General features: G+C 68.8%; 18 protein-coding genes. 11 read left to right on the top strand and 7 right to left on the bottom strand.

The window, feature by feature from the left end; all coding sequences use genetic code 11:
• The first annotated feature begins 194 nt into the window (after positions 1-194).
• The 7 genes from ACQ4LY_RS04765 to ACQ4LY_RS04735 are packed head-to-tail and all read left to right on the top strand — an operon-like array spanning position 195 to position 7,417.
• Positions 195-3,137 carry a Na+/H+ antiporter subunit A gene (locus ACQ4LY_RS04765; RefSeq protein WP_431074885.1) on the top strand — a complete coding sequence of 981 codons (2,943 nt, stop codon included), beginning with the start codon at positions 195-197 and terminating at the stop codon, positions 3,135-3,137.
• Entirely contained in the window at positions 3,137-3,754 is a 618-nt protein-coding gene (locus ACQ4LY_RS04760) for a Na(+)/H(+) antiporter subunit C (protein ID WP_431074884.1), read from the top strand. Before ACQ4LY_RS04765 ends, ACQ4LY_RS04760 begins: the two co-directional genes overlap by 1 nt.
• Positions 3,751-5,304 carry a Na+/H+ antiporter subunit D gene (locus ACQ4LY_RS04755; protein WP_431074883.1) on the top strand — a complete coding sequence of 518 codons (1,554 nt, stop codon included), beginning with the start codon at positions 3,751-3,753 and terminating at the stop codon, positions 5,302-5,304. The genes ACQ4LY_RS04760 and ACQ4LY_RS04755 overlap by 4 nt, the downstream gene beginning before the upstream one ends.
• Positions 5,301-5,930: a Na+/H+ antiporter subunit E gene (locus tag ACQ4LY_RS04750; RefSeq protein ID WP_431074882.1), complete on the top strand. Its 630-nt coding sequence runs from the start codon at positions 5,301-5,303 to the stop codon at positions 5,928-5,930. The genes ACQ4LY_RS04755 and ACQ4LY_RS04750 overlap by 4 nt, the downstream gene beginning before the upstream one ends.
• Positions 5,927-6,196 carry a monovalent cation/H+ antiporter complex subunit F gene (locus ACQ4LY_RS04745; protein WP_056310811.1) on the top strand — a complete coding sequence of 90 codons (270 nt, stop codon included), beginning with the start codon at positions 5,927-5,929 and terminating at the stop codon, positions 6,194-6,196. Before ACQ4LY_RS04750 ends, ACQ4LY_RS04745 begins: the two co-directional genes overlap by 4 nt.
• Positions 6,193-6,582 carry a monovalent cation/H(+) antiporter subunit G gene (gene mnhG, locus ACQ4LY_RS04740; RefSeq protein ID WP_431074881.1) on the top strand — a complete coding sequence of 130 codons (390 nt, stop codon included), beginning with the start codon at positions 6,193-6,195 and terminating at the stop codon, positions 6,580-6,582. Before ACQ4LY_RS04745 ends, mnhG begins: the two co-directional genes overlap by 4 nt.
• Before the next feature lie 19 nt (positions 6,583-6,601).
• Positions 6,602-7,417, top strand: a complete 816-nt coding sequence (locus ACQ4LY_RS04735) for a DUF2510 domain-containing protein (protein WP_431074879.1) — start codon at positions 6,602-6,604, stop codon at positions 7,415-7,417.
• Between the two features lie 33 nt (positions 7,418-7,450).
• Here the strand turns inward: ACQ4LY_RS04735 and ACQ4LY_RS04730 are convergent, their stop codons facing one another.
• Positions 7,451-8,212: an alpha/beta fold hydrolase gene (locus ACQ4LY_RS04730; RefSeq protein ID WP_431074878.1), complete on the bottom strand. Its 762-nt coding sequence runs from the start codon at positions 8,210-8,212 to the stop codon at positions 7,451-7,453.
• 70 nt (positions 8,213-8,282) lie between these two features.
• Here ACQ4LY_RS04730 and ACQ4LY_RS04725 point away from each other — a divergent pair, with 70 nt between their 5' ends.
• Positions 8,283-9,644, top strand: a complete 1,362-nt coding sequence (locus tag ACQ4LY_RS04725) for an MFS transporter (RefSeq protein ID WP_431074877.1) — start codon at positions 8,283-8,285, stop codon at positions 9,642-9,644.
• 22 nt (positions 9,645-9,666) lie between these two features.
• Here ACQ4LY_RS04725 and ACQ4LY_RS04720 read toward each other — a convergent pair whose 3' ends face one another.
• The 6 genes from ACQ4LY_RS04720 to ACQ4LY_RS04695 all read right to left on the bottom strand — a co-directional run bounded on the left by ACQ4LY_RS04720 (position 9,667) and on the right by ACQ4LY_RS04695 (position 17,891).
• A complete protein-coding gene (locus ACQ4LY_RS04720) occupies positions 9,667-12,327 on the bottom strand; it encodes a penicillin acylase family protein (RefSeq protein WP_431074875.1) in 2,661 nt (886 codons plus the stop codon).
• A 132-nt stretch (positions 12,328-12,459) separates the two neighbouring features.
• A complete protein-coding gene (locus tag ACQ4LY_RS04715; protein ID WP_431074874.1) occupies positions 12,460-14,295 on the bottom strand; it encodes a YhgE/Pip family protein in 1,836 nt (611 codons plus the stop codon).
• Positions 14,292-15,209, bottom strand: coding sequence for a hypothetical protein (locus tag ACQ4LY_RS04710; RefSeq protein WP_431074873.1), 918 nt, complete (start codon positions 15,207-15,209; stop codon positions 14,292-14,294). The genes ACQ4LY_RS04715 and ACQ4LY_RS04710 overlap by 4 nt, the downstream gene beginning before the upstream one ends.
• The gene (locus tag ACQ4LY_RS04705) at positions 15,206-15,829 is read right to left on the bottom strand and encodes a TetR/AcrR family transcriptional regulator (RefSeq protein ID WP_431074872.1); all 624 of its coding nucleotides are present in this window, start codon (positions 15,827-15,829) and stop codon (positions 15,206-15,208) included. Before ACQ4LY_RS04705 ends, ACQ4LY_RS04710 begins: the two co-directional genes overlap by 4 nt.
• A gap of 153 nt (positions 15,830-15,982) precedes the next feature.
• Complete coding sequence (gene argG, locus ACQ4LY_RS04700; protein ID WP_431074871.1) at positions 15,983-17,428, bottom strand: argininosuccinate synthase; 1,446 nt, start codon at positions 17,426-17,428, stop codon at positions 15,983-15,985.
• 49 nt (positions 17,429-17,477) lie between these two features.
• Positions 17,478-17,891, bottom strand: coding sequence for a winged helix-turn-helix transcriptional regulator (locus tag ACQ4LY_RS04695; protein WP_431074870.1), 414 nt, complete (start codon positions 17,889-17,891; stop codon positions 17,478-17,480).
• 98 nt (positions 17,892-17,989) lie between these two features.
• Here ACQ4LY_RS04695 and ACQ4LY_RS04690 point away from each other — a divergent pair, with 98 nt between their 5' ends.
• From ACQ4LY_RS04690 to ACQ4LY_RS04680, 3 genes are all read left to right on the top strand, one after another.
• On the top strand, positions 17,990-19,360 hold the full coding sequence (locus ACQ4LY_RS04690; RefSeq protein ID WP_431074869.1) for an MFS transporter: 1,371 nt from the start codon (positions 17,990-17,992) through the stop codon (positions 19,358-19,360).
• Positions 19,361-19,374: 14 nt separating this feature from the next.
• Complete coding sequence (locus tag ACQ4LY_RS04685) at positions 19,375-20,166, top strand: NAD(P)H-dependent oxidoreductase (protein ID WP_431074868.1); 792 nt, start codon at positions 19,375-19,377, stop codon at positions 20,164-20,166.
• Positions 20,167-20,248: 82 nt separating this feature from the next.
• Positions 20,249-20,962: a ZIP family metal transporter gene (locus tag ACQ4LY_RS04680; protein ID WP_120494775.1), complete on the top strand. Its 714-nt coding sequence runs from the start codon at positions 20,249-20,251 to the stop codon at positions 20,960-20,962.
• Positions 20,963-20,965 lie beyond the last annotated feature (3 nt).

Below are 20,965 nucleotides of genomic sequence, written 5' to 3'. Positions count from 1 at the left end.
GAACGCATCCGAATGACCTGATCACGGGTTTCGAATGGCGCAGACTGCCCGGAAAACCAGGGAAAACCAGACATTCACGTGAGTCGGATGCGGCATCCGCGGCCCGGAATGCCGGAATCGCAAGGTAAACTAGGTAGCGACACCCGCCCGCCTGCGCCGCACCCCCGGCCGACGAGCTTCGAGGAGCCGCGTATATGCTGACGCTCCTCGCCGTGTTCCTACTCGGGTCCATCGTGATGCCCGTGCTGGTGCGCTGGCTGGGATCCCAGGCATTCGCCATCGCGGCTCTCATTCCCGCAGCGGCATTCGTCCACGCGCTCGTCCTCACCCCGCAGGTGCTCGACGGGCCGACGCCGTTCGTGTCGGTCGAGTGGATCCCGCAGCTCGGGCTCAACCTGTCGATGAACATGGACGTGCTCGGTTGGGTGCTCACCCTGATCGTCACGGGCGTCGGTGCTCTCGTCCTGCTCTACTGCCGCTGGTACTTCCACGACGACTCGGCGGGGATCGGTCAGTTCGCGGCGGTCCTGCTCGGGTTCGCCGGCGCGATGTACGGTCTCGTCCTGACCGACGACCTGGTCCTGCTCGTCATGTTCTGGGAGGTGACGAGCATCCTCTCGTACCTCCTGATCGGGCACTACCGGCGCCGTGCGGCCAGCCGACGTGCGGCCCTGCAGGCGCTCCTGGTCACCACCCTCGGCGGACTCGTCATGTTCGTCGGCGTCGTGCTGCTCGTGGTCGACGCCGGCACCTCGAGCATCCGCGAGATCCTCGAGCTCGCCCCGACCGGGCCGATCGTCGACGCCGCAGTGGTGATGCTCCTGATCGGAGCCATCAGCAAGTCGGCGATCTTCCCGTTCCACTTCTGGCTGCCGGGAGCCATGGCGGCGCCCACGCCGGTGAGCGCCTACCTGCACGCGGCGGCCATGGTGAAGGCGGGTATCTACCTGATCGCGCGCTTCGCACCGATCTTCGCGTTCACCGGTCCATGGCGGCCGATCATCATCTCGCTGGGAATCGTGACGATGCTCATCGGCGGCATCCAGGCGCTGCGCGAGACCGACCTCAAGCGCATCCTCGCGTTCGGCACCGTGAGCCAGCTCGGGTTCTTCTCGATCGTGATCGGCTACGGCACGCAGGCGAGCGCCCTGGCGGGGCTCGCGCTCGTGATCGGGCACGCGCTGTTCAAGTCGGCGCTGTTCCTGATCGTCGGCGTGATCGACCGTCAGCTGTCGACCCGTGACATCGACGAGCTGAGCGGGGTGGGCAGACAGGCCCCGGTCATGGCGACCGCGGCATTCATCTCGGTCGCCTCCATGGCCGGCATCGCGCCGACCATCGGATTCGTCGCGAAGGAATCCACGCTCACGGCGCTCCTCGACGACGCGATGCACGGTTCTCCGTGGGGTCTCGTCGCGATCATCGGCGTCAGCCTCGGATCTATTCTCACTGCGGCATATGGCATCCGCTTCCTCTGGGGAGCCTTCTGGAAGAAGCGCGACGCCGTCGGCGACCGCCTGCCGGACACCGCCTGGCCCGACCCGCCCGTCGGCTTCCTCTCGGCACCGATCATCCTCGCCGGCATCACGATCGCCGCCGGCATCGGCGCGCCCGCACTCGACACCGCGCTGCAGGGGTACGCGCTCACCGCGACCCCCGGGCTCGATGCCGAGGGCGTCGCGGCGGAGGGGCCAGGGCACCTCGCGCTCTGGCACGGGCTCGAGCCGGCGCTCGGCATATCGATCCTCTCGATCGTTCTCGGTGCGGGGCTCTTCCTCCTCACCGTGCGCACCGGATGGGATCGCAGGGCACGCCTCATCCGCTTCACGGCTGCAGACGTCTACTACCTGGTGATGCGCGGCATAGACCGCCTCTCGGTGCTCAGCACGACGCTGACCCAACGAGGGTCCCTCCCCGTCTACGTCGGCACGATCTTCGTCGTGTTCGTGGCGGCCGAGATCACGGCACTGCTGGCGAGCGACATCGACCGGTTCCAGCTCTCCGCCTGGCACACCCCGGCTCAGCTGGTCGTCGCGCCGATGATGGCGGCCGCAGCCGTCATGGCCGTCCGCGCGCAGAAGCGGTACACGGGTGTCGTGCTGGTCTCGATCACCGGTCTCGGCATGGTCGTGCTGTTCGCGACGAGCGGCGCCCCCGACCTGGCGCTCACGCAGATCCTCGTCGAGACGGTGACCATGGTCACGTTCGCCCTCGTGCTCCGGCGCCTTCCGGCGCGGATGGGTGAGCACAACGCATCCGTCGGTCGCATCCCTCGAGCGCTCCTCGGTGTCGGCGTCGGCCTCACCATGGCCCTCGTCGCGATCGTGGCGACGCAGTCGCGCGTCTCCGACCCGATCTCTGAAGCCTTCCCCAAACTCGCGTACGAGATCGGCCACGGCAAGAACGTCGTCAACGTCGCGCTCGTCGACCTCCGCGGGTGGGACACGATGGGCGAGCTCTCGGTGCTCGTGCTGGCCGCCACCGGAGTCGCCTCGCTGGTGTTCGTCACACACCGGGCCGACATGCTCTCGGCCACGAAGACGCTGCCCAAGGCCCGCCGCCGTCGCACGCTCAGCCGCCCCCTCGTGGAGACGACCGAGGGCGTGCGCTTCCAGACCTCCGAGAACGAGAGCAGCCCTCGCGCCTGGCTCGTCGGCGGTCAGAAGATGAAGCCCGAGAATCGGTCGATCCTCCTCGAGGTGATCGTCCGCATCCTGTTCCACACGATCATCGTCGTGTCGATCTTCCTGCTGTTCTCGGGACACAACCTCCCCGGCGGCGGCTTCGCCGGCGGGCTCGTCGCCGGCATGGCGCTCGTCATGCGGTACGTCGCCGGCGGGCGCTGGGAGCTCGGCGCCGCCGCGCCCACGGACGCCGGTCGACTTCTCGGCACCGGCCTCATCCTCGCCGTCGGCACCGCGGTCGTGCCGTTGTTCTTCGGCATGGCCCCGCTCACCAGCACGTTCTGGGAGTGGGAGATCCCGGGAATCGGCCACATGGAGTTCGTGACCTCGACGATCTTCGACATCGGCGTCTATCTCGTCGTGATCGGTCTCGTGCTCGACGTGCTGCGCAGCCTCGGCGGAGAGGTCGACCGACAGGCGCAGGAGTTCCGCGAGCGGGGGGTGACCCTCTGATGGATGTCTCCCTCACCCTGATCGTGATCATGGCCGTACTGTTCGCCTGCGGTGTCTACGCGATGCTCGAGCGCAGCCTGACCCGTGTGCTGATCGGATTCCTCCTGCTCGGCAACGCCACGAACATCCTGCTGCTCATCGTGATGGGTGTTCCGGGCAACGCGCCCTTCTTCGGCACCGAGGGCGAGCTCAGCGATCCGCTTCCACAGGCCCTGACGCTCACGGCCATCGTGATCACGTTCGCCGTCTCGGCATTCCTCCTGGCACTCATCTACCGCTCCTGGCAGCTGGGCCAGGCCGACACCGTCGAGGACGACGAGGCCGACATCGCGCTCCGCGAGCGCACCGATGCCGACGAGGATCTCATGGACGACGAGGCCGACGCCGCCGACGACGAGGCCACCACCGACTTCGTGGGCGTGCAGACGGCACCGATCACCGTGCTGCACATGCGCGACCACCCCGCGATCCACGACGACGCGCCGACCGATCGCCCCACCGCCCCTCGTCGCGCGCCCGCGGATGAGAAGGCGGACGTGGACGCCGGTGCAGGAGCATCCGTCCTCGATGGCGAATCGGCCCCGCCCGAAAGCGACGACGCGGAGGACCGCCCATGAGCGCCCTCGTCCCGCTGCTCGTCGCGCTGCCGCTGCTCGGCGCCGCCGTCACTCTGATCTTCGGCCGCAACCCGCGACTGCAGGCCTTCGTCACGGTCGCGACCCTGGCGATCGTCTCGATCATCGCCGCGGTGCTGCTGGTGGTCGTCGACGCCGGTGCTCCACTCGCCGTCTCGGTCGGCGGCTGGCCGGTGCCGTTCGGCATCGTGCTCTACGTCGACCGGCTCGCCGCTCTCCTGGTGCTCATCTCGAGCATCGTGCTGCTCGCCGTGCTCCTCTTCTCGATCGGTCAGGGTGCGGCAGACGGCACGGACGAGACCCCGATCTCGATCTTCAACCCGTCGTACCTGATCCTCGCCGCCGGAATCTTCAACGCGTTCATCGCGGGCGATCTCTTCAACCTGTACGTCGGGTTCGAGATACTGCTCGTCGCGTCCTACGTGCTGATCACATTGGGCAGCACCGAGTCCCGCATCCGCACCGGCGCCGTCTACATCGTCGTGTCGCTGGTCTCGTCGATCCTGTTCCTCGCCTCGATCGCGATGATCTACGGAGCCCTCGGCACCGTGAACATGGCGCAGATCGCCGAGCGGATGACCGAGCTCCCGCAGGAGACGCAGCTCGTGCTGCACCTCATGCTGGTGATCGCGTTCGGCATCAAGGCCGCCATCTTCCCCGTCTCGTTCTGGCTTCCCGACTCGTATCCGACGGCTCCGGCTCCGGTCACCGCCGTCTTCGCGGGCTTGCTGACGAAGGTCGGCGTGTATGCGCTGATCCGCACCGAGACGCAGCTGTTCGCCGACAACAGCATCGACACCCTGCTGCTGATCATCGCGCTCGCGACCATGATCGTGGGAGTGCTCGGCGCCGTCGCGCAGGCGGAGCTCAAACGAATCCTGTCGTTCACGCTCGTGAGCCATGTCGGATACATGATCTTCGGCCTCGCGATAGCGACACCGGCCGCGATCGGCGCGACGGTGTACTACATCGTCCACCACATCATCGTGCAGACCACCCTGTTCCTCGCCGTCGGCCTCATCGAGCGTCGAGCGGGCAGCACGTCGATCCTCAGGGTGAAGGGACTGCTCAAGGTCGCGCCCGTTATCGCCGTGCTCTACTTCATCCCCGCGATCAACCTCGGTGGGCTTCCGCCGTTCTCCGGGTTCATCGGCAAGTTCGCGCTTTTCGAGGCGGCGGCATCGGTCGGCACCCCCCTGATGATCGTGCTGATCCTCGGTGGCATCGTCACCTCGCTCCTCACCCTCTACGCGCTGATGCGTGCCTGGAACCTCGCGTTCTGGCGCGAGGAGGAGGATTCGGCCGAGACCGAAGGACGCATCTCGTACCTGGGCAACGCCCCGGCGGCCGACGAACAGCAGGAGCGTCGCCGCATCCCCAGGATCATGACCGTCGCGACGGCCGGGATGGTCGGGGTCACCGTGGCGCTCACGGTCTTCGCGGGCCCCCTCTACGCGCTGTGCGACCGCATCGGTGAAGCGCTGCTCGACCCGGTGAGCCTCATCCAGCTGGAAGACGAGGTGGAGGGATGAGCCCCACCGAGACCGGCCGTCACTTCTGGCGTGACATCCGCGTGCAGCTTCCGTTCCTCGCGTGGCTCGTCGTGCTGTGGATGCTGCTGTGGGCACAGTTCACAGTGCTCGCGTTCCTCTCCGGGCTCGTCGTCGCGGTGTTCGTGACGCGCGTCTTCCGGCTGCCGACGGTCGAGCTGTCGGGTCGCATCAATGTCTGGTACGCCGTGCTCCTGATCGTGCAGTTCCTGTTCGCCGTGCTGCGGGGAGCGCTCGCGGTGACGGTGCAGGTCTTCGACTTCCGGCACCAGCCGGGGGCGGCGATCATCGCCGTGCCGCTGAAGTACGCCGACGACCTCATGATGACCCATGTGTCGGTCGTGTCGTCGCTGGTTCCGGGGTCTCTCGTCGTCGAGGCCGATCGCGACCGTCAGGTGCTGTACCTGCATGTGATCGGCGTGCGGAGCCTTGCCGACGTCGAGAAGCAGCGGGAGGGCGTGCTCCGCTGGGAGCGCAGGGTCGTGCGTGCGCTCGGCGCCCCCGAGCAGTACCGTGCCCTCAAGGCGGACGAGCGCGCGGCGCGTGCCGCCTCGGCCGGCGGTTCCGCCGGTTCTGCCGGCGGAGCGAAGAAGGGCGGTGCGCGATGAACATCCTGCTGTTGGCGATCATGGTCGTCTTCGGCCTCGCGGCCATCCTGACGATCATCAGGATCGTGCGGGGCCCGTCGATCCTCGACCGCGCCGTCGCCTCCGACGTTCTGCTGACCGAGGTGATGTGCGTGCTCGGAGCCGAGATGGCGATCAATGGGCACACCCGCAACATCCCCGTGCTGCTGATCATCGCCGCGGTCGGCGTCTTCGGGTCGATCTCGGTCGCCCGGTTCGTCGCCAGAAGGGACAACACGACACCATGAACGTGTTCGGCCTCACCATCCCCGACGGCGTCATCGACGTCGCCGTTCTCGTGCTGATCCTGCTCGGAGCGCTGCTCTGCCTCTCTGCCGCGGTCGGCCTGCTGCGCTTCCGCGACGTGCCGTCTAGGCTCCACGCCGCCACCAAACCCCAGGTGCTGGGCCTCATCCTCATCTGTCTCGCGATCGCGCTGTCGCTGCGCACGGTCGGAGGGATCCTCGTCGGCCTCGCCCTGGTCGCCCCCATCGTGCTCATGCAGTTCGCCACCGCACCGCTGTCGGCGCATATCGTGGGACGGCAGGCCTATCGCAACGGCACGACCGACGAACGCAGCCTGGTCGTCGACGAGCTCGCCGAATCGAAGCAGACGCCTCCCGGCGCGGGCTGAGGGGGCGAAGAGGGGGAGCATGTCAGCACCGCAGGGATGGTATGACGCGGGCACGCCGGGTCTTCAACGCTGGTGGGATGGCGTGCAGTGGACCGCGCATGAGCGTGCGGCGCAGCCGACCACGCCGTCGATGGGCTGGTATCCGGTGCCGGGCACGTCGGATGTCCGATGGTGGGACGGCGCGATGTGGACGCCGTATCGTGTTCGCGCCGGCAAGCCCCGACCCGACTGGCTCGCGGTCGAGCCGCCGGCCATGGGAGTGGTCCTCGGCATCCTGTTCGTCGTGCTCGGGATGCTGCAGCTGTCCGCCGCGCTGATCACGCAGAATCCCGGCAACTTCGTCTTTCCCCTCCTGCTGCTGTCGGTGGCTGTCATCTGGTTCGTCGGCGCCGCGTACTCGCGCGGCGTGCGCAAGCTCCCCGTTCCGCAGTCGGCGCCGATCGTCGATGCCGTCGTGCAGCCGCTGCCCGGTGAGGTCGAAGGTCCGGATGCCGGGTGGTATCCGATGACGAGGCAGATCAGCCGCTGGTGGACCGGTTCCCGGTGGACCTGGTACATCGGAACGAGGTTCGGCGCTCGACCAGGGCACGCCGGGCCTCGCGGCTATCTCACCTCGATGATCGTCGGGTGGTGCGTGGCCGCGCTCGCGGTGATCGGTGTGATCGTCGCGGTGGTCGGCGGCGTGATGGAGCAGAGCCCTGTCACGGGGTTCATGATCGTGTTCGGCATCATGATCGCCGTGGTCATGGGCGGTCTCGGGGCATTCGCCCTCCTGCTCACGCGGTCGCGCCGAAACGCTCTGCTTCTTCCGACGACACCTCCACCGGTGCGCTGAGGCATCCGCCGGTGCGGCGAAGAGAGTCCGGGGTCAGAGCTTGTCGGCGAAGCCCTGGATCAGACGCGCGGCCGGCTCGGAGTCGCTGATCAGCGTGCCATGACCGTGGTCGGGGATCACCTGCAGGTCGGCGCCGGGGATCGCGTCGATGATCTCCTGGCACCAGCTCATCGGCGCCAGTGGGTCGCTCTCACCACGGAGCACTAGAACGGGCTGATCGATGCGCGCGAACGCCTTCTCGGGCTGGTGAACGATGGTCGCCCGGATCTTGCGGATCAGGTGGGGACCGCCGCGGAGGTACTCCCGGGCGCCGCGCCAGATCACGAGCGGGCGCTCGCCGACCAGGTCGGTCAGCAGATAGCTCGCCTGCGCGGCCACGTTGCGGGCTGCCTTGTTCACCGTGGGGCCCGCGAGCACGACGCCCTCGACGAGCGACGGATGCCGAGCGGCGAGCTCTGCCGCGATCTGGCTGCCCATCGAGTGGCCGATCACGACGACCGGACCTTCACCGGCATGACGAAGGTAGGCGGCGACGAGGTCGGCGTGACGCTCCATGGTGAAGGTGCGGGCGGGTTCGGGGGCCTCGCCGAAGCCGGGGAGGTCGAGCGCGATGACCCGGCCGCGCAGCCTCTGCACGACGTCGAGGTAGACGCTGCGCCCCATGCCGATGCCGTGCAGCAGGAGGAACGTGTGCGCGCCTTCGCCGAAGGTCTCCGCGATGAGGGTCGCCCCGGCGTGCTCGAACTCGAGCAGCGTGACGGATGTGCCCTTCGGGGCGAGATAGCTGGAGACCACCCGTCAACGCTAACCCATCGCATGCCGGTGTCTGCGGGGGCGGGTGTGCGCATCGTGCGAGGATGAAAGGGTGTCTTCGCCCGATCCTGATCCCGACCAGATCGAGAAGCGGGGCGAGGGGCCAGCCAAGACCAGCTTCTTCGCACGCCTGTCTGCCGGGCTGAGCGATCCGGTGCTGCGGGCACTGGTCACCGCCACCTCGGTCTCCCGCGTCGGCCGCGGCGTCTTCCTCGCCGTCACGGTGCTCTTCTTCACCCAGGTCATCGGTCTCTCACCCGCGCAGGCCGCGATCGTGCTCGCGGTGTCGAGCGGATGCGGTGTCGTGGCGTCGTTCCTCGGCGGGTGGCTCGCCGATCGGTGGAGCGCACGGCGTCTCGCGTTCGGCTTCGAGCTGATCGGTGGTGCTCTGCTCGCCGCCTATGCCTTCGTCGACGACTTCGCCTCCGCCCTCCTCCTCGCGAGCCTCGCCGGCTTCTTCGACACGCTCGGTCACTCGGCGCGGTCGGCGATCATCGCCCGCGGCTTCGCCCCCGACAAGCGCGTGCACGCCAGAGCCGTGCTCCGCACCGTGACGAACCTGGCGATCGCCGCGGGCTCCGGCATCGGCGCGATCGCTCTGGCCCTGGGAACGCCGGAGGCCTACCGCACGGTCATCGCCTGCGCCGGCGTGATCTGCGCGCTCGGGTCGCTTCCGCTGCTGCGCCTCACCGTCGCCGTCGACGCACCGGCTCGCGCCAGGGTCGAGGTGCTGCACACCGAGACCGGGTCGATCGACACCCATGCCACCGCGGCGGCGTCCGCCGAGCGCAGGGACTGGAACCGCCGCTCGCCGTGGCGCGACCCCCGATACCTGCTGCTGAGCGGTCTCTCGGCCATCTTCGGCATGCAGTTCGGCGTCGCCGAGCTCGGGGTGCCCCTGTGGATCACCGAGAACACGAACGCCCCCGAAGCGACCTTCGCCGTTCTCCTGATCATCAACACCGCGCTGGTCGTGCTCTTCCAGGTCCGCGCATCCCGAGGCACGCACGACATCCGCATCGCGGGTCGGGTGACGATGATCGCCGGCTGGCTCATGGTCGCCGCGTGCCTCGTCTACGCGCTCGCCGCTGGTCTGCCCGCCTGGGCGGCGATCGTCATCCTCATTGTGGGCATGGTCGCGCACACGTTCGCCGAGATCCTGTCGCAGGCGGGGGCCTGGGGCCTGAGCTTCGAGCTCGCCGATCCCGTGCGCGCCGGCGCCTACCAGGGCGTCTTCGGAATGGGCTTCTCGCTGGGCGCGCTCGCGTCGCCCATCGTCGTGAACGCCACCGCGATCACGTTCGGATTCGCGGGGTGGGCGATGCTCGCGGGGATCTTCCTCGCCGCCGCAGTCGGCATCTGGCTGATCGCACGCCGCGCCGCGGTATCCGAGCCGGCGCCCACGTCCGTCTGAGACGAGAGCCGACGCCGGAGGCTCAACCCGCCGGGGTCAGCACGAGCGTGTGCCGGGCCGCCGCATCCACTGCCGTGCGCGAGAAGGCCCAGGGCTTCTGCACCCCGGCCGCCCAATCGGCGGTCTGATCGATGTAGTGCTCGTCGAACGCGTGCCCCGAGGCCCCGGTGAGATGGATCCACGTCGAGGCGTCGAAGTCCGACAGGTCGACCACCATCCGCATCGAGGGCACCGTGGTCGTCGCATACGACGTGCCGAGCTCCCACCCGGTGGCGTTGACGACCGAGGCGCCGCCGCTCACGGCGAAGGGTCCGCGGTTGAACAGCATCTCGATCGGTGCGATCCCCGACGAGCCGAGGGTGTCGCTCGTCAGGGTGATGGCGTGCAGGTCGCCCCATCTCCAGGCGCTGACCGTGGTGCCCTGCAGGGCGGAGAGCTCGTCGTAGGCCTCTTCTGCCGACAGCGCGAGCATCTCGTCCATGCTCGACACGTCGAGAGCCGGGTTGGTCCACAGCGGATCGGCGGGGTCGTCGAGCAGGTCGGCGACCACCGTGAACAGACGGCCCTGACCGTCGATCGGCAGGGGCTCGTCGCGTTCGGCGAACAGGTTCTGCACGAGGTTCGACCACAGGACGTTTGCATAGGCCGCGGCAGCGGAGGACGCCTCGTTCTGCGCATCCCACGAGCGCAGCAGATCGACGGCATCCGCTGTTCCTTCCCCCTTCACCTCGACGTCGCCCATCGCGGATGCCAGGCGCTTGCCGATCCACATCTCGCTGTCCATCTGGATCTCGCGCATGTCTTCGGCGGTGAGCGGCCCGGCAGCGGCCCGTCGTTCGATCAGATGCGCGATGCGCGCTGCCCGGTAGCCGTAATCCCAGTCCCGCGAGAGGAAGTACGGGTAGTCGTCGGTGACGATCGCGTTGTTCGCGGTCACGATGTACCCCGAGGTGGGGTTGTACGACACCGGCAGTTCGTCGAAGGGGATGAATCCCGTCCAGTCGTAGCTGCTGTCCCACCCGGGCTGCGGCATCCACCCGTCGCCAGCGCCGCGGATCGGCAGGCGTCCGGGCGTCTGATAGCCGATGTTGCCCTCGGTGTCGGCATAGATGAGGTTCTGGGCGGGAACGTCGAACAGCGAAGCGGCGTGACGGAACTCCTCGAAGTCCTGCGCGGTGGACAGAGCGAAGATGGCCGTCGCCGCGGTGCCGGGGTCGAGCGCCGTCCACCGCAGGCTGACGGCGTACTCGGAGCCGTCGCCGGTAGGTGCCGGGCTCATCGCACCGCCGGCCGCGAGACCGGGTTCGGGGTCGTCGCCGATGGCCGTGAAGTCGTCGGTCAGTCCCGAGATGATGGGGCCGTGCACCGTCGAGCGGATGGTCAGCTCGATGTCGTCGCCGCCGGCGACCTCGATGGTCTCGGTGCTCTCCTCGAGCGGCACGAGGGCGCCGTCGCGCCAGTACTGGTCGCCCTCGATCCGCTCGATGTAGAGGTCGGTGACGTCGGTGGTCAGGTTCGTGAATCCCCACGCGACGTGCTGGTTGTGGCCGATCACGATGCCGGGAAGGCCCGAGAACGAGAAGCCGCCCACATCGAACGGGCATTCGTCTGTGACCTCGCTGCACTTGAGCTGCACCTGGTACCAGACCGAGGGCAGGGACGCGCCGAGATGCGGGTCGTTCGCGAGCAGGGGCATGCCCGAGGAGGTGAGGTCGCCCGAGACCACCCAGGAATTCGAGCCGATGCCCTCTCCGACGTCGCCGACCAGGATGCTCGCCGCCTCGATCACATCGGACGCCTCCTGCCACTCGATCGTGGTGGCGGCCTGCTGCATCTCCCCGTCGTTCTCTTCGTCGTTCTCTTCGGTGGTGAACGCGGCAGGTTCCGCATCCGTCCCGAGGGCCGGCACGGTCGAGATCTCGGGGACGATCACGGGATGCTCGTCGAAAGGATAAGCGGGGTAAAGAGCGTCGAGCGTGGCCTGAGTCTCTGCGGCGTCCGCCGAACCGGAGGCGAGCTCCGCCGCGAGCAGCGACCGCTCGGTCTCGTCCTCGACGTTGCCGCGGAGATCCCACGCCATCGCCTTCAGCCAGGCGACGGAATCCGCGGGCTCCCAGGGCTCGGGCGCGTACTCGGGGTTCTGTATGCCCAGTACGGCATACTCGAGCGACAGCTCGGCACCGGAGCGCGATGAGAGGTAGGCGTTGACGCCGTCGGCGTAGGCCTCGTAGTAGCCGAGGGTCACGTCGTCCATGGCCTCGACCTCGGCCTCGGCGACTTTGCGCCAGCCGAGGGTCCGCAGGAACGCATCGGTCCCCGCCTGCGACTCCCCGAACATCTCGGCGACTCGACCCGCCGTGACATGGCGGCGGAAGTCCATCTCGAAGAAGCGGTCCTGCGCGTGCACGAACCCCTCGGCGTAGAAGAGGTCGTGCGTCGAGTCGGCGGTGATGGTGGGGATGCCGCGGTCGTCGCGCTGCACGGTGACCTCGGCCTCCAGGCCGTCGAGGGGCAGGGCGCCGTCGGTCTGGGGGAAGGAGCGTTGGATCGTCCAGGTGACGAAGAAGGCGGCGGCGACGGCGACCACGACGATCGCGGCCACGACGATGAAGGCGATGCGGCCGATGCGCGCACCCGGTGAAGGGCGCGAAGGGTCGACGATCTCCGGCGAATCAGTTGTCATCTTCGAGAACTCTTTCGGGAAGGCAGGGTGGGACTCAGTCCCAGAGAGTCCCAGAGTGCGTCCCAAGGACGCACTCTGGGAATACTACCCACAACCCTCGGATTCCGGGGCCTGTTCTCGTGGCGGCCGCGCTCAGCCGATGAGGCTCGGCTGCAGATCGCGCAGTGTGCGCCTGTGCGTCATCCGGGTCACGCCGATCGCTGCCAGCAGCAGCGCGCCGACCAGCCAGATGCCCAGCACCACCAGGTCCCAGCCGGCTCGACCCAGGTTTCCCCCGTACATGAGCTGCCGCATCGCGTCGACGACGTAGCCGAGCGGAAGCACGTGGTGGAGGGCGGCGAGGGGCGCGGGCAGCGTCTGCCACGGGAAGGTTCCGCCCGCCGTGACGAGCTGCAGCACCATGAGCACGAGCCCGAGGAACTGCCCGACCGATCCGAGCCAGACGTTGAGCGCCAGGATGATCGCGGCGAACGTCGCCGACGCGAAGATCATGACCCCGAGCGTGCCGATGGGGTTGTTGAACGTGAAGCCGAGGGTGATCGCGAGGATCCCCATGAGGCCGAGCATCTGCACCGCGCCGAGCATGGCCGGGGTCAGCCAGCCCGCGAGCGTCACGCGGATCGGGGAGTGCAGGGCGGTGATCGCACGACGTGAGATCGGCTTGACGATGAGGAACAGTGCGTAGATGCCGATCCAGGCCGAGAGCGCGGCGAAGAAGGGAGCGAGCCCTGCGCCGTAGTCCTCGGCGGAGGCGACCTTGTCGCTCGACACCTTCACCGGGTCGGCGATGGTGTCGGCCTGCTGGGTGCGCAGTTCGGGGGTCGATACGGGAATCTGCTCGACCCCGTCGGCCAGGCCGTCACGCAGCTCGGCCGTGCCGGAGGCGAGGGTGCCGAGTCCGTCGCGCAGCTGGACGGCGCCGTCGTTCGCGGACGCCGCTCCCGTCGCGACGGTCTGCGCGCCCGAGGCGAGCTGTGAGGCGCCGGATGCCACGGAGGCGGCGCCTGCCGCGAGCTGGTCGACCTTCTCGACGGCGTTCTGCACGGTCGAGTTGCCCTCTTCGAGACGCGTGCCGAGCGGGTCGAGGGTGGCCAGCACCTGGTCGATCTCTTCAGGGGTGAGGCCCTGGTCGGTGAGGACAGTGGTGATGTCCTCGCGCACCTGAGGAAGCGCGTTCGTCGCCTGCTGCACTGCGGAGCCCGCGCGATCGGCGATGTCGGCGAGCTGGCGGTTGCCGTCGCTCACCTGCTGCGCACCCGACGCGAGGGTGGTCGCACCGCTGGCAAGCTGCGAGGTGCCGGCCGCGAGCTGGCTCGTGCCGTCGGCCAGCGTCGCGCTGCCCGTGGCGGCCGTGTTCGCGCCGTCGGTGAGCCGGTTCGCCCCGTCGACCGCGGTGACGAGGTTGTCGCGCACATCGCTGAGCCCGGTGAGCAGCCGCTCGGCCGCCTCGCTGCCGACCATCTCGGCCACGGAGCTGCGGATCTTCTCGACAGCCTGCGTGCCCATCGACGACGCCAGGTAATTGTTGGCGTCGTTGGTCTCGAGCTCGATGCGCGCCTGATGAGGGGCGTCGCCCGAGGCGGAGGTCAGGGCGGCGGAGAAGTCGGTGGGGATCGTGACGGTGAAGTCGACGGTGCCCTCGCGGAGAGCATCCGCCGCCTCGTCGGCCGACATGCGCTGCCAGTCGAACGCGTTGCCGTCGATGAGGTTCTCGGCGACATCCTCGCCGTAGTTGACGGTTTCGCCTGTGGGAGCATCCGTTCCGGTGGTGGGGGTCGCCGCACCTTCGTCGTCGACCACCAGGGCGACCGGGACGTCGGGGAACTTGGCGTACGGGTCCTGGTTCGCCCAGAGGTAGAGACCGCCGTAGAGGATCGGCACGCACACGAGCGCGATCAGGGCGATGATGCCCATCTTGCTGGCGGTGAGGCGCCGCAGCTCGGCGGCGATCATGGAGGGAACCTTCATCGCTCGGCTCCGTTCTCGGTCGTGTCTGTGTCTGCGTCTGTGGCTGTGGCTGTGGCTGTGGCTGTGGCTGTGGCTGGCGTTTCGTCTCGGTCGGCTTCGCCGTCTTCGCTCAACGACCGGGGGTCCGACGGGGGAGAACCCAGAGCATCGGAGGGATCGTCGGCGTGTTCGGCATCGGCGCGCGGTGCGTCGACCGACTCATCCGGGTTCTCCGACTCGGATGCCGGGGAGTCGGCGTCGGATGCCGGGGCGTGGGGATCGGCGGCGGGCGTCTCGAGCACGAGAGGCTGCACCGGGCCTGAGGCGTTGATGGCCTCGAGCTCGTTCATCCGCTCGAGGGCGACCGCCGCGGATCCGCCGATGATCACGAGCATGGCGTAGCCGCGGTCGGCGAACTCCGACGCGATGCGCCACCAGCCGTCGGGGCTGCCGCCATGGCGGTCGGGCGAGACGAGCACGATGCCTTCGGTGCCCTCGCGCAGCACGGCGAGTTCGCACAGGATGCGCACGCGCGCGGCCGGATCGACGTTGCCGATCGGCACCCCGGCGAGTTCCGCGAAGCCGAGCTGGGTGAGCCAACGGCGGGCATGCAGTGGAGTCGCTCCGACCCCGGCGAACATGAGCTCTTCGCCGACGACGCCGGCGAGTGTGATGTCGGCGTGCGGGTCGCTGACATCGGGGGCGTCGACGAGCGCGACCGCTCGGCGGAGCATCCGGTTGTTCGTCGTGCCGTCGACGGTGACGCGACCGGTCTCGGGCTTCATCCGTCCGCTGGCGATCAGGCCGAGCACGCTGGGTCGCTGCTCGGTCTCTGCGAGTGCGAAGCGGACGGCGCCGCTGTGGAACTCGAGGCTCGTCGTCGGCAGCGCCTGGCCGCCGCGGCCCTTGCTGACTTCGTGCAGCGTGATTCTCATGCGCTGATCTCCTGCGTGGCGACGATCTCGGGGTGGATGGTGAGCAGGTCGTCGGCTTCGCGCCATGACAGCCCGGCGATGCTGAGAAGTGTACGGACGGCGACGTTGTCGGCGCCGGTGCTCGCGGCGTCCGTGCGCGCCACGACCGTACGGGCCACCTCTTCGATGAGCCGCGCGAGCGTTGCGGCGGAGAGGTCGGTGCGGAAGCTGCCGTCGCTCTGGCCGCGCTCGGCGAGGGCAGCCACAGTGCGCCGCAGAGGGGCGAGGGCCTCTGCGGTGTGCTCGACGTGCGCCTCGTCGAGGGCGAGGGCGGCGGCGACCTGCACGTGCGCGGCCTCCTGCCAGAGCCGGGCGGCGAGACGGGCGAGGGCGAGACGAGTATCAGTGTCGGTCACGGATTCGGCGATCGCGTTGAAGCGCTGCGCGCCGACCGAGATGAGCTCGCGGATCAGTGCCTCACGGTCGTCGAAGTGGCCGTAGAGGGTGCGGCGCGAGAGGCCGGCGTTGCGGGCGATGACGTCGATGGAGGCTCGCGGGTCGACGGCGAGCGTGGCGCGGGCCGCGTCGAGGATGCCGGCGCGGTTCTCGACGGAGTCGCGGCGGGGAGCACGGGTGGTCATGGATCCATCGTACGTAATGTGCACACAAGTGTGCAAGATAACTCGGCGGACTCACAGGAGCACACGGCCGCCGACCGCCGGACGCAAAAAGGCCGGACGCAAAAAGAGGGGGCGGATGCCGCAGCATCCGCCCCCTCCTGAAGAAACGACGTGTCAGTCGAGGCCGGAGTCGAAGGCCGCGCCCTCGGAGGCCGTGTCGACGGCGTCGGCGAGGTTCTCATCGGCCTCGGAGACCGAGCCCTCGACGGCGCCCGTGATCTCGCCGGACTCGCCGGCGGTGACGCGGCCGACGAGCTCGCCCGTGGCGCCGCCGATGAGGCCGAGACCGGCGTACTGCTCGAGGCGCGAGCGCGAGTCCGCGATGTCGAGGTTGCGCATGGTCAGCTGTCCGATGCGGTCGACCGGGCCGAACGCGGCGTCCCCGACGCGCTCCATCGACAGCTTCTCGGGGCCGTACGACAGGTTCGGCGACGTGGTGTCGAGGATCGTCCAGTCGTCGCCACGGCGCAGGCGGATCGTGACCGAGCCCGAGATCGTGAGCCCGACCCACCGCTGGATGGACTCACGCAGCATGAGCGACTGCGGCTCGAGCCAGCGGCCTTCGTACATCAGGCGACCGAGGCGACGACCCTGCTCGTGGTACGTCGCGAGGGTGTCTTCGTTCAGGATGCCGTTGACCAGGCGCTCGTAGGCGATGAACAGCAGCGACATGGCCGGGGCCTCGTAGATGCCGCGCGACTTGGCCTCGATGATGCGGTTCTCGATCTGGTCGCTCATGCCGAGGCCGTGGCGTCCGCCGATCGTGTTGGCCTCCTGCACCAGCGCCACCGGGTCGGTGTACTCGACGCCGTTGATGGCGACGGGGCGCCCTGCCTCGAAGGTGACCGTGACGTCTTCGGTCTCGATCGCGACCGACGGGTCCCAGAACTTGACGCCCATGATCGGGTCGACGGTCTCGAGCGAGACGTCGAGGTGCTCGAGGGTCTTGGCCTCGTGCGTCGCGCCCCAGATGTTGGCGTCAGTGGAGTACGCCTTCTCCACCGAGTCGCGATACGGGAAGTCGTGAGCCTGGAGCCACTCGCTCATCTCCTTACGGCCGCCGAGCTCGGTGACGAAGTCGGCGTCGAGCCACGGCTTGTACACGCGCAGGCGCGGGTTGGCGAGCAGGCCGTAACGGTAGAACCGCTCGATGTCGTTGCCCTTGTAGGTCGAGCCGTCGCCCCAGATGTCGACGCCGTCTTCCTTCATGGCGCGCACGAGCAGCGTGCCCGTGACGGCGCGGCCGAGGGGAGTGGTGTTGAAGTAGGTCTTGCCACCCGAGCGGATGTGGAAGGCGCCGCACGAGAGGGCGACGAGGCCCTCTTCGACCAGGGCGGTCTTGCAGTCGATCAGGCGCGAGGCCTCGGCGCCGTACTCGAGTGCGCGGCCCGGGATCGACTCGATGTCGTCTTCGTCGTACTGCCCGAGATCGCCGGTGTACGTGTAGGGGACGGCGCCCTTGTCGCGCATCCATGCGACGGCGACGGAGGTGTCGAGTCCTCCGGAGAAGGCGATGCCGACGCGCTCGCCGACGGGAAGTGACTGGAGGACCTTGGACATGGTTCCCAGTCTATCGGCGGCGTGTCGGCTGTTTCGGACGGAGTGCGAGTCAGCGCGCGTCGGCGGCTTCGAGTTCGTCGAGCGGCGTGGATTCGGCTGCAGGCTGTGCCAGCTCGCGCCGCTGGTGCGCGGCGTAGCGACCGCCCCAGTCGGTCAGCGCCTCGACGAGGGGCATCGATCCGCGGCCGAGGTCGCTCAGCCGGTACTCGACCTTGGGGGGGACCTGCCGATAGACCGTGCGGATGAGCAGGCCGTCGTCCTCCAGCTCGCGCAGCTGGCGGGTCAGCACGCGGGCGGTGGGCTCGTCGAGCAGCCTGCTGAGCTCGCCGAACCGCAGCACCTCGTGCTCGCCGAGAAGGCTGAGGATGCTGGGCTTCCAGGCGCCGCCGAGCACAGCGATCGAGACCTCGGCGTCGCACGCGTCTCCCCACTCGCGGACGATGCGCTCCGTCTTCTCCCTCATCGGTCTGCCTTCCGTTGCGTCATGGTATCCACACGGTCACTATGTACCCTGAATGACCGTACTTGTCTGAAGTGTACCTGCGGCGCGAGACTGAGGCGGTGACCTTCCCTCTCCCCGCGGCAGCCGCCCCACCTCGTACGGCTCGGCATCCGTGGCTCGCCATGATCCCCCTGCTTCTCGGCATCCTGATCGGCGCGCTCGCGATCAGCAGCATGTCGACCGCGCTGCCGGCCATCCGCGGCGACCTCGTCCTGAGCGACAGCGGCGCCCTCTGGCTCGTCGACGTGTATGCGCTCTCGCTGGCTGCGACGCTGATCGTCGCCGCCCGCATCGGCGATGCGTTCGGACGCAAGCGGATCGTGCTGCTCGGCCTCGCCGGTTTCGCCGTGCTCAACGTCATCGGCGGATTCGCCCACGACGGGATGCTGCTGATCGTCGTGCGCGCGCTCCTCGGCGTCGCCGAGGCGTTCGTCGTGGCCGGGGTCGTCGCCACGATCGGTGCGCACTATCACGCACGGCAGCGCGTGCTGGCGTACGGGCTGTGGACCGCGACCTTCGGTGCCGGCAGCGCTCTGGGGCCGGTGCTCGGTGGCATCGTCACCGAGGGTCCGGGGTGGCGCTGGCTGCTGCTGGGCAGCGTGCCGCTCGCGGTCGTCGCGGGGGTGCTCGCGATCTGGCTCGTTCCCGACTCCCGCAGCTCGCGGCCTCCGTCGTGGGACGTCCTCAGCATCCTGTCGTCGATCGTCGCCCTCGGGGCTCTCGTCTTCGCCCTGCACGAGGTGCTCGCAGCTCCTCTCGCCGCGGGCGTCGCCGGAGTCGTCGCGGTCGTGACGCTCGTGTTCTTCATCGGCCGTCAGCGGACTCTGCGCGAGCCCCTCATCGACATGCGACTCTTCCGAGTGCCGGGATTCAGTCCCGCCATCGTGCGCATCGTGGCGAGCAGCGGTGTGTCTACGGCATCCGTGCTGCTGGTGAGTCTGCATCTGCAGGATGCCCGGGGATTCAGCGCGGCCGAGGCCGGCATCGCGATCCTTCCGCAGGCGGTGGCGATCGCACTCGGCGGGGTGCTCGCCCCGGTGTTCCTCCGGTGGCTCACCTCTCCGACGCTGACCGTGCTCGCGCTCGTGGTGCAGGGGGCGGGCCTCGCCTGGCTGGCGACCGGGGTCGACCTCGTCGCGATTCCGCTCGTGCTGGTCGGCGTGGGATTCGGGATCGCGGCGACCCTCGCGGCGACGACCCTCTTCGACGTGACCACCGAAGACGACGCCGGACAGGTGGGGGCGATCCAGGAGGTCGGCTTCGCCCTCGGTGGCGGCCTCGGGATCGCCGTTCTCGGCACGATCGCCTCGATCACCGGGTCGCGAGGATTCGTCGTCGCTCTCCTCGTCGCGACCGGCATGGTCGTCGCCGCTGCGCTCCTGCCGCTCTGGAGACGCGCTCCGAAGCCTCCGATCCTCGACCCCCGCTGAAGAAAGGCCCTCCGTTGTCCGCATCACGCCCGACCGTCCACTGGATCTACGCCCACCCCCAGGAGAACTCGTTCAACGCCCGGCTGTTCCGCGACGGAGTGGAGGCTCTGTCGCGCGACCACGACGTGGAGATCACCGATCTGTACGGTCAGGGTTTCGATCCCGTGCTCGCCGCCCCTGACCTGGGCGAGCCGCTCGGGCGGGAGGGCAGCGTCGTCGACCTCATGGGCGAGGCCTATGCCGCGGGCCAGCTGCCGTCGGATGTGACCGAGGAGCAGCGCAAGCTCGGGGCCGCCGACCTCGTCGTGCTGCAGTTCCCGCTGTGGTGGTACGGGCCGCCGGCGATCCTCAAGGGGTGGTTCGATCGCGTGCTGACCAACGGCTTCGCGTACGGTCCCACCGACCCCGAGACGGGTCTTCCGCTGCGGTACGGCGAGGGTCCGCTCTCGGGGCGTCGAGCCCTCGTGATCGTCACGGCGGGCGAGGACGACCGCTCGATCGGAGAACGGGGCGTGAGCGGAGACCTGGACTCGCTGCTGTTCCCCGTGACGCACGGCACCCTCTGGTACACCGGCATAGAGCCGCTCGATCTGCACGTCGTCCATGACGCCGACGGGCTGTCGCCTGCGGGCATCGAACATGAGAGCGCGCGGCTCGTCGAACGGCTCGTCGGGATCCGCGACGAATCGCCGAGCAGCCCGTATCGCCGACTCCGCGACGGCGAGTATCACGGCACCCGCGCGCTTCGAGAGGACCTGCTGCCCGGGCGCACCGACCTCGGCATCCATCGCGTCCCGGTCGACTGAACCGCGCACCGCACGGATCGGGGTCGACGCCTCTGCGGTTTCCGCCCGCCCGGTGGCAGAGTGTCTCTGAAGGAGGCGGCACATGGGCGGAGCGATTCTGTGGGGCATCGTCGCGGCGTCGCCTCTGATCATCGGTGCGGCGCTCGCGCTGCTGCGCACCTGGCCGCCGCGCTGGCTCGGCATCGTGCTCGGCTTCGGCGCGGGTGCCCTGATGGCATCGATCGCGTTCGAGCTGTGGGAGGAGGGGCTGGATCTCGCGGGCCCCATCCCGCTCATCGTCGGCGTCGTGGGTGGCGCGCTGGCGTACTTCATCGCCGACCGGATCCTCGACGCGCGGGCTGCGAAGTCGAAGAATCAGGGCTCGGGGGCCGGCGTGCCTCTCGCGCTCGGGGCGTTGCTCGACGGCATCCCGGAACAACTCGTGCTCGGCATCGGGCTCGCATCGGGGGAACCGGTGAGCATCGCGCTGGTCGTCGCGATCGTCGTCTCGAATCTTCCCGAGTCGATCGGCTCTGCCGCCGACCTGCTGAAGGGCGGCATGGCGAAGTCGCGTGTGCTGCTGCTCTGGGCGGGCATCTCGGTGATCTGCGCACTCGCGACGGTCGCAGGCTTCGGGCTCGCGAGCGCCACGGGCGACGACTTCCGTGCCGGCGCGAGCGGTTTCGCGGCCGGTGCCCTGCTGGTGATGCTCGTCGACTCGATGGTGCCGGATGCTCAGGAGAAGGCCAAGCAGGTCACGGGACTCGCGACCGTGCTGGGCTTCGCGCTCGCCGCGGGGCTCTCGCTCGCGTCCTGACTG

The organism is Microbacterium phyllosphaerae (genome assembly GCF_050628115.1).
Taxonomy (GTDB): Bacteria; Actinomycetota; Actinomycetes; order Actinomycetales; family Microbacteriaceae; genus Microbacterium; species Microbacterium phyllosphaerae_A.
This window is presented reverse-complemented; position numbering and strand designations above follow the sequence as displayed.